The sequence below is a fragment of the Lacinutrix sp. genome (genome assembly GCF_023299985.1).
Classification (GTDB): Bacteria; Bacteroidota; Bacteroidia; order Flavobacteriales; family Flavobacteriaceae; genus Lacinutrix.
Genome location: NZ_JALZVX010000032.1, coordinates 1 through 8193, shown reverse-complemented (window position 1 = coordinate 8193; position 8193 = coordinate 1). Strand labels below are relative to the sequence as shown.

5 protein-coding genes and 1 tRNA gene are annotated in these 8193 nt (G+C 32.1%); 5 read left to right on the top strand and 1 reads right to left on the bottom strand.

Annotated elements, in window-relative coordinates:
* Nucleotides 1-8: 8 nt before the first annotated feature.
* Nucleotides 9-82 (top strand) — tRNA-Asn (locus Q0C58_RS01790).
* Between the two features lie 229 nt (nt 83-311).
* On the opposite strand, the gene Q0C58_RS01785 is transcribed toward Q0C58_RS01790, so the two are convergent.
* Nucleotides 312-1259, bottom strand: coding sequence for an NAD-dependent epimerase/dehydratase family protein (locus Q0C58_RS01785; RefSeq protein WP_290696700.1), 948 nt, complete (start codon nt 1257-1259; stop codon nt 312-314).
* A gap of 147 nt (nt 1260-1406) precedes the next feature.
* Here Q0C58_RS01785 and Q0C58_RS01780 point away from each other — a divergent pair, with 147 nt between their 5' ends.
* The 4 genes from Q0C58_RS01780 (at nt 1407) to Q0C58_RS01765 (ending at nt 8139) form a co-directional block, all read left to right on the top strand.
* Nucleotides 1407-1928, top strand: coding sequence for a hypothetical protein (locus Q0C58_RS01780; protein WP_290696698.1), 522 nt, complete (start codon nt 1407-1409; stop codon nt 1926-1928).
* Nucleotides 1925-2467, top strand: coding sequence for a nuclear transport factor 2 family protein (locus Q0C58_RS01775; RefSeq protein WP_290696697.1), 543 nt, complete (start codon nt 1925-1927; stop codon nt 2465-2467). The genes Q0C58_RS01780 and Q0C58_RS01775 overlap by 4 nt, the downstream gene beginning before the upstream one ends.
* Before the next feature lie 69 nt (nt 2468-2536).
* Entirely contained in the window at nt 2537-5959 is a 3423-nt protein-coding gene (locus tag Q0C58_RS01770) for a T9SS type A sorting domain-containing protein (protein ID WP_290696695.1), read from the top strand.
* A gap of 83 nt (nt 5960-6042) precedes the next feature.
* Nucleotides 6043-8139: a M13 family metallopeptidase gene (locus tag Q0C58_RS01765; protein ID WP_290696693.1), complete on the top strand. Its 2097-nt coding sequence runs from the start codon at nt 6043-6045 to the stop codon at nt 8137-8139.
* The last annotated feature ends 54 nt before the right edge of the window (nt 8140-8193 follow it).

Genomic DNA, 8193 nt, shown 5'->3' with positions numbered 1-8193 from the left:
AAAAACACTCCTCTTTAGCTCAGTTGGTTAGAGCATCTGACTGTTAATCAGAGGGTCCTTAGTTCGAGCCTAAGAAGAGGAGCAAGTTATAAATCCGATACATTAATTGTATCGGATTTTTTTGTTTGAATTACCAAGGTTTCTGGCGAGAAGTTTATCCTGAGAGCAGTCGAAAGAAGTCTTAGAAGAGGAGCAAGTTTACAGAAGCCACTAGAAATAGTGGCTTTTTTTATGGAGTAAATTATAGTAATTAAAAGAGCCCAATGCATTAGCATTGGGCCTTTTTAATAATTCTGTCTAATATAAGTTAGTTATTGTTTTTTATTTAGCTGCGTTAACATCTCTTTAGTGATAGCTTCTAAGTCAAAACTATGTTTCCATTGCCATTGCTCACGAGCTTCAGTATCATCTATACTCCTAGGCCATGAATCTGCAATTTTCTGTCTAAAATCTGGTTTGTAAGTCATTTTAAAATCTGGAATATGCTTTTGTATTGAAGCTGCAATTTCTTCTGGTGTAAAACTTATACCAGATAAATTATAAGCAGATCTTATTTTAATAGTTTCTGGCTTTGCAGCCATAATATCTACTGTTGCTTTAATAGCATCATCCATAAATAACATTGGTAATGCTGTATCTTTAGATAGAAAGCACTCGTATCTACTATTTTTTAAAGCTTCATAATAAATTTCAACAGCATAATCTGTAGTGCCACCACCTGGTAATGTTTTCCAACTTATAATTCCAGGATACCTAATGCTTCTAACATCTACACCATATTGTTTATGGTAATACTCGCACCAACGCTCACCTACTTGTTTAGTAATACCATAAACTGTAGTAGGTTCCATAGTTGTGTATTGTGGTGTATTTTCCTTAGGTGTTGTAGGCCCAAAAACAGCAATACTGGAAGGCCAAAACACACCATCTATAATTTTTTCTTTAGCAAGGTTTAATACATGAAAAAGAGAATTAGTATTTAAATCCCAAGCTTCCATTGGGTATTTTTCGCCAGTAGCGCTAAGCAAAGCCGCCATTAAATATACCGTTTTAACATCGTTATTTATACAGCAATCTTTAATAGCATTAAAGTTTTTGGCGTCTAAAATTACAAAAGGCCCAGAATTAACTAAATCTAATTTTCTAGTGTTAATATCACTGGCAATAACATTATCTTTTCCATGGATTTCTCTAAGCTTAGTAGTAAGTTCAGATCCTATTTGACCGCAAGCTCCAATAATTAAAATTTTTGATGACATAGTATTGTTATAAAGTAAACCAAAAATAATAAGATTTATTTAGCTTTAAGTTAAAAACTATACATAAAAGAGTCTTTTTTTATGATATAACTAATAATTAAAAAGGTTGAATACAATATATTTGTAGTAAACAAGACAAAGTAATTAATGAAAAAATTAATAATATTAACACTATTAATAGTGCTTTCTGGATGCAAAAAAGAGGATTACACAACAAACGAAACTGTTACAACTACAAACGATCCTACAAAAATAACTAAAGAAGATATTTCTAAAATTAACTATATAGAATATGGTATAGACAACAAAGCGAAGCTAACCTTAGATTCTTGGGAAGCTTATAATACTATTTCTAGAGCCATAGAAACAGTTAAACAAGCAGATTTTACTTTCTTCAAATCAGACGACACCATTTTTAACACCACATTAAACGATATCCACACCACAACGCCAGATGCTATAAATAGCGCACCCATTAAAGCTAGAGTTTTAATTTTAAGAACTAAACTATTAAAATTTAGAGAATTAATAAATTTGAATACTGCTAAAAAAAATGAAAAACTATTAGCTTTAAAAGAACTTTTTCAATCATTTTCTTATGTTACCCTTCAAATAAACAAGAAATTTGAAAAAGAAGCACAAAACATTATTAAACCAGATTCATTATGAGAGCAATAATTTTAATTTTATTAAGTGTCATTTTTACATCTTGTAACACTGAAGCTAAAATAGATACTGAAGCAACACAAATTGTTTCGACACAAGAAATTAAAAAAAACATTAACACCGCTTTAGATCTTTGGCATAAGGCTGCAGCCGAAGCAAATTTTGATAACTACTTTAATTTAATGACCAATGATGGTGTCTTTATAGGTACAGATGCTACAGAAAATTGGCAAAACCAAGCTTTTAAAGCGTTTTCTAAACCTTATTTTGATAATGGTAAAGCATGGCATTTTACTGCAATAGAAAGAAACGTTTATGTTTATAAAAACCAAAAATTAGCATGGTTCGACGAGTTATTAGATACGCAAATGAAATTGTGTAGAGGCTCAGGAGTTTTAAAATTAGAAAATAACCAGTGGAAAGTTGCACATTACGTATTGTCTATAACAATACCTAACGAAAACGTACCAGAAGTGATAAAATTAAAAGCAACTACAGATAGTTTATATAATGAAAAATTCAAAACAAGGATTAAAGGTTAGGTTTTTACGACAAAAACAATTGTTTATTTAAAAAACTTACCTTTACATTTCAAATTCTAAAATTAATTCATGAAAAATGGCCTAATAATAATTTCTTTCTTCTATTTTACTTTATCTCAAGCGCAATACAACCAAAATGCACCTTGGATGAAAACTATTAATATTGAAGCAAGAGCAAAAACAAACAATCCAGTCAAATTTCAAGAAGTTGTAAATGCTTTTAACACTTATTGGGAAACAAGAGATCCTAACATAAAAGGAAGTGGTTATAAGCCATTTAAACGTTGGGAAAACCATTGGAAAAATTTTATAAAGGATGATGGCACATTACCTACTTCTCAAGAACTTTGGGACACTTACTTAAATATTAAAAACAACGCGGCATCAAAAAACTTTATGCCAGACGAGAGTAACTGGTTACCTGTTGGGCCATTTACACATACAAATACTGGATCTTGGTCTTCTGGACAAGGTCGTGTAAATGTTATAATTAAAGACCAAGCAATAGCTGGTACTTATTATGCTGGAGCTCCTGCTGGAGGCTTTTGGAAATCTACAGACAATGGAACTACTTGGCAAACTTACACAGATAACTTACCACAAATTGGAGTTTCGGGTATTGCAGTAGATTATTCAAATCCAGGAACTATTTACATTGCCACAGGAGACGATGATGGAGGAGACTCTGTAAGTGTTGGAGTAATGAAATCTACAGATGGAGGTTTAAATTGGAACACTACAGGTTTAAACACAGGAAATACACCATCAAGAATGAACGATGTTTATGTAAGTTCAACAAATTCTAATATAGTTTGGGTAGCAACTAACAATGGTGTTTTCAAATCTACCAATGCAGGTGTATCATGGAGCAATTTAAATAATACCCAAGGACAAAATATTAGAGACATTAAAATAAATCCGCAAGACAATAATATAGTATATGCTGTGTCTTCTAGTCGTTTTTTTAAATCTACAGATGGTGGAGATACTTTTATTATTTATAATACAACAGCTTCAGGATTACCTTTATCCAATATTTCTAGACTAGCAATAGACGTTACTCCTGCTAATCCTAATTTAGTTTATGTTTTAGCATCAGATAATGGTAATGGTTTTAAAGGAATATATCGTTCTACCAATTCTGGAAATACTTTTTCAGCAATAGCGACGCCAACAACAGTTGGAGATATTTTCGAGTCTACCCAAAGTTGGTTTGACATGGCCTTTGCAGTTTCAGATACTAATGAAAATGAAATTTATACAGGTGTTTTAAATATTTGGAAAGGTACTATAGATAATAATGGGCAGGCTACATTTGCTAAAATAAATAATTGGAGTGCACCTTTTAGCTCAACATACACACATGCAGATATTCACTTTTTAAGGTTTCACGACGGAGAATTACTTGTTGGCTCAGATGGAGGTTTTTATAAATCAGACAATGCTGCCGTTAGTTTTACAGATTTAACCGCAGGTATGCAAATTAGTCAGTTTTATCGTATTGCAGTTTCTAAGCAATCATCAGACAAAATGGTTGGAGGCTTACAAGATAATGGTGGCCATGCATACAATAATAACACTTGGCAAAATTATTATGGAGCAGACGGTATGGATACTGCTATAGATCCAGCAAATTCAAACATCTATTATGGTTTTATTCAAAATGGAGGTAATTTATATATTTCAAATTCTTCTGGTGGAGGAATAAGTAACAATGTTGGAAGTCCTGAAAACGGAAATTGGATTACACCATTAAAAATAAATAGTGATAGTGAATTATTTGCAGGATACAATTCAGTTTATAAATTGCAAAATAATTCTTGGGTTCAGGTTTCTCAAGATTTTGGTTCTAGAATAGATGTTCTAGAAATAGATGAAATTAATCCAGATAACATGTATCTAGGCATTAATGGTACACTAAGAAAAAGTTCAGATAGAGGTATTACTTTTTCGCCCACACAATCTTTTTCTAATAACATAACATCTATTGAAGTAAATACAGCCAATAGTAATATTGTTTATGTTTCAACTTCTGGAACTAATGGTCAAGTTTTTAAATCCATAGATGGAGGTTTAAACTTTATTAATATTTCTTCAGGGTTACCTAACGTTACAAAAAATAGTATCAAACATCAAAATCTACATTCTAAAAACCCTCTATTTTTAGGAACAAGTTTAGGTGTTTATCGTTATGACGATGACACTTTAATGTGGGAGTTATTTAATACTGGTCTTCCAAATGTAACCGTTACAGATATTGAAATTAATATTTTCGATAATAAAATTACTGCCTCTACTTATGGAAGAGGTGTTTGGCAATCTGTAATTCCAACAGAATTAGCTCCTACAGATATTAAACTGTTAGAACTATCAGGAATAAGCTCTGCTATAGAATGTAATGCAAATATTACACCTCAAGTTGAAGTAAGCAATAATGGTATTAGCACCATTACATTTGCAAATATAATTTACACTGTAGATGGTATCGATAATACATTTAATTGGACAGGTAGTTTAGCCTCAGAAACAACTACAACAATTACATTACCTCAATTAGGTTTGTCTAAAGGAACACATACATTTTCAGCCTCGGTAAATACTTCTAATGACGCTTACAGTATTAATAATAATTCCGAAGAAATAATAATTCTAGCAAATGCAACTGCTCCTCTACAAGTAGTAAATACTTTCGAAACTACAAACGAAGCTTTGTTAGTTTTAGATGATGGTGCCTCGACACAATACTGGCAAAGAGGTATTCCAACTGGAGCCGTTTTAAACAATACTACAAATACAAATAATCAAGTTTATGCTACTAATTTAGCAGGACAATATGCAAACAACATAAAAAGTTATTTAATAACCGAGTGTTACGATTTAACATCACTTACCAGCCCAACAATAGAATTCGATATGTCTTTTGATTTAGAATTAGATTGGGACGTTTTATATATGGAATACTCTACAGATCAAGGATTAAGTTGGTCGGTTTTAGGTACAGCTTCAGATCCAAATTGGTATAACAGTAGCACATTACCTGGAAATAATTGCTTTAATTGTCCTGGTGCACAATGGACAGGACAAGAAATAAATTCATCAAATTATAGCTACAATTTATCAGCTTTTACTAACGAATCTAACATAATGTTTAGGTTTGTTTTTCACTCAGATCAATCTGTAACTCAAGAAGGTGCCATTATAGATAATTTAATAGTTACTCAAAACGCTTTAAGTATAGAAGAATTTAATACAGACGGTTTTGCAATATATCCTAATCCGTCTAGTGGACTATTTAATATTAAAACCAAAACAACTCAAGCCTTTAATTTTGACGTTTACGATGTTACTGGAAAATTAATACTTCAACAAAAAAATGTAAACTCACCTAATAAACAATACCAAATAAATATTAGCAGCTTCGCATCGGGCATTTATTTTTTAAATATCTACAATCAAACTAATAAAATAACTAAAAAGCTAATACTTAATTAAAAGAGTAATCAATATCAAGTTTTTTTGTTAAATGAAAAGAAAATAACTACGTAAATTACAGGCTAATAATTAAATATAAAAAAATGAAAACTAACATTATAAAACTTACTTTGTTAAGTGCTTTTACTTTGGCTAGTATAGTGTCTTGTAAAGAAGAAATACCTAAAAAAGATAGTGCTCAACTTGTAGAAACTCCAGGTATTAATTTAGACTTTATGGATAAAACTGTAGAGCCAAAAGACGATTTCTTTAAATACGTTAATGGAAAATGGTTAGAAACCAACCAAATTCCAGACGATAGATCTACTTGGGGAAGTTTTGCAGAACTTAGAAAAAGAACAGACGAAGACGCTTTAGCTATTTTAAAAGCAGCAATGAATACAGATAAAGACTTCGAGACTATAGAAGTGCTTCCAGGATCAGACCAAGAAAAAGCAGTACATTATTTTCAAACCATAATGGATACTGTTGGTAGAAATCAACAAGGCTTAAAACCTTTAAAACCTTATTTAGCAAAAATTGAAGATATCAAGTCTAATGAAGACTTACAAGCCTACATGATAGAAATGGAACCTCAAGGAGGTGGAGGTTTTTATGGTCTTGGTGTTCGTAGCGATCCTAAAGACAGTAATAGAAATGTTGCCTATGTTGGAGGAGGAAGCACAGGCTTACCAGATAGAGACTACTATGTTAAAGATGATGAAGATTCTAAAGAAAAAAGAGCAAAATATACAGAACACGTAGCTAGAATGCTACAATATTTAGGAGACACTAGAGCTGAAGCACAAGCACAAGCAAATAGAATATTAATCTTCGAAACACGTATAGCTGAATCTAAAATGGATAAGGTAGATAGACGCGATGCTCGTAAACGTTACAATCCTAGATCTATAGCAGACTTACAAAAAATGGTACCTGCCGTAAACTGGAAAAATTTCTTTAATGGTATTGGGGCAACAAAATTAGACACTGTAATAGTTGGTGATTTAGGATACTTTAATCGTTTACAAGAAATTTTAGCTGAAGGTAATGTACAAGACTGGAAAGCGTATTTAAAATGGAGAACATTAAACAATTCTGCAGGTCGTTTATCTACAGAATTAGACAAAGCAAATTGGGAGTTTTACGGTAAAACTTTAAACGGTTCAAAAAAACAACGCGCTCTAGACGAACGCGCTTTAGCAAGTTTAAATGGTACGCTTGGTGAAGCATTGGGTAAACTATATGTTGATAAAAAATTTCCGCCCGAAGCTAAAGCAAAGGCCGAAAAAATGATTCAGAATGTAATTTTAGCATTCGAAAACAGAATCAATAACCTAGAATGGATGAGTCCAGAAACAAAAACTAAGGCCATAGAAAAACTTAAGGCAACACAAGTTAAAATTGCTTATCCAGACCAATGGAAAGACTATTCTTCTTTACAAATTAAAAGCACAGAAAAAGGAGGTTCTTACCTTCAAAACACATTAAATGCTAGAGCTTGGAACTTTAAAAAGGACATCGCCAAATTAGGAAAACCAGTCGATAAAAGCGAATGGTATATGGCACCTCAAGTAGTAAACGCTTACTTTAATCCTTCTTTTAACGAAATTGTTTTTCCAGCAGCTATACTACAACCTCCTTTTTATAATTATACCGCAGACGATGCTGTTAATTATGGTGGAATAGGCGCAGTAATTGGTCATGAAATCTCACATAGTTTTGACGATTCTGGATCACGTTATGATAAGGACGGTAATTTAAACGATTGGTGGACAAAAGAAGACTTAACTAAGTTTGAAGGTTTAGGCGCAGACCTTGCAGCACAATACAGTGCTATAGAAGTATTACCAGATGTAAACATTAACGGTAAATTTACTTTAGGTGAAAACATTGGTGATTTAGGTGGTGTGTTAGCAGCTTACGATGCTTTAAAAATAAGCCATAAAAACAACACAAAACCAGAAAAAATAGATGGTTTCACACCAGAACAACGCTTCTTCATGAGTTGGGCAACCGTTTGGAGAACCAAAATGCGTGACGATGCTTTAAAAACCAGAATAAAAACAGACCCACACTCTCCTGGAATGAATAGAGCTGTACAACCGCTTTTAAATGTAGATTCTTTTTACGAAGCTTTTGGTATTAAAGAAGGAGACAAAATGTATATTGCTCCAGAGCAGCGCGTAAGAATTTGGTAATAACATTATTATTTTTACTAATTAAAATTATTGAATAAAAAAAAATCATGATTA

Bases quoted from the DNA above. Each gene is read 5' to 3' on its own strand.
- Q0C58_RS01785 (WP_290696700.1), bottom strand. From the start codon at position 1,259: ATGTCATCAAAAATTTTAATTATTGGAGCTTGCGGTCAAATAGGATCT.
- Q0C58_RS01780 (WP_290696698.1), top strand. From the start codon at position 1,407: ATGAAAAAATTAATAATATTAACACTATTAATAGTGCTTTCTGGATGC.
- Q0C58_RS01775 (WP_290696697.1), top strand. From the start codon at position 1,925: ATGAGAGCAATAATTTTAATTTTATTAAGTGTCATTTTTACATCTTGT.
- Q0C58_RS01770 (WP_290696695.1), top strand. From the start codon at position 2,537: ATGAAAAATGGCCTAATAATAATTTCTTTCTTCTATTTTACTTTATCT.
- Q0C58_RS01765 (WP_290696693.1), top strand. From the start codon at position 6,043: ATGAAAACTAACATTATAAAACTTACTTTGTTAAGTGCTTTTACTTTG.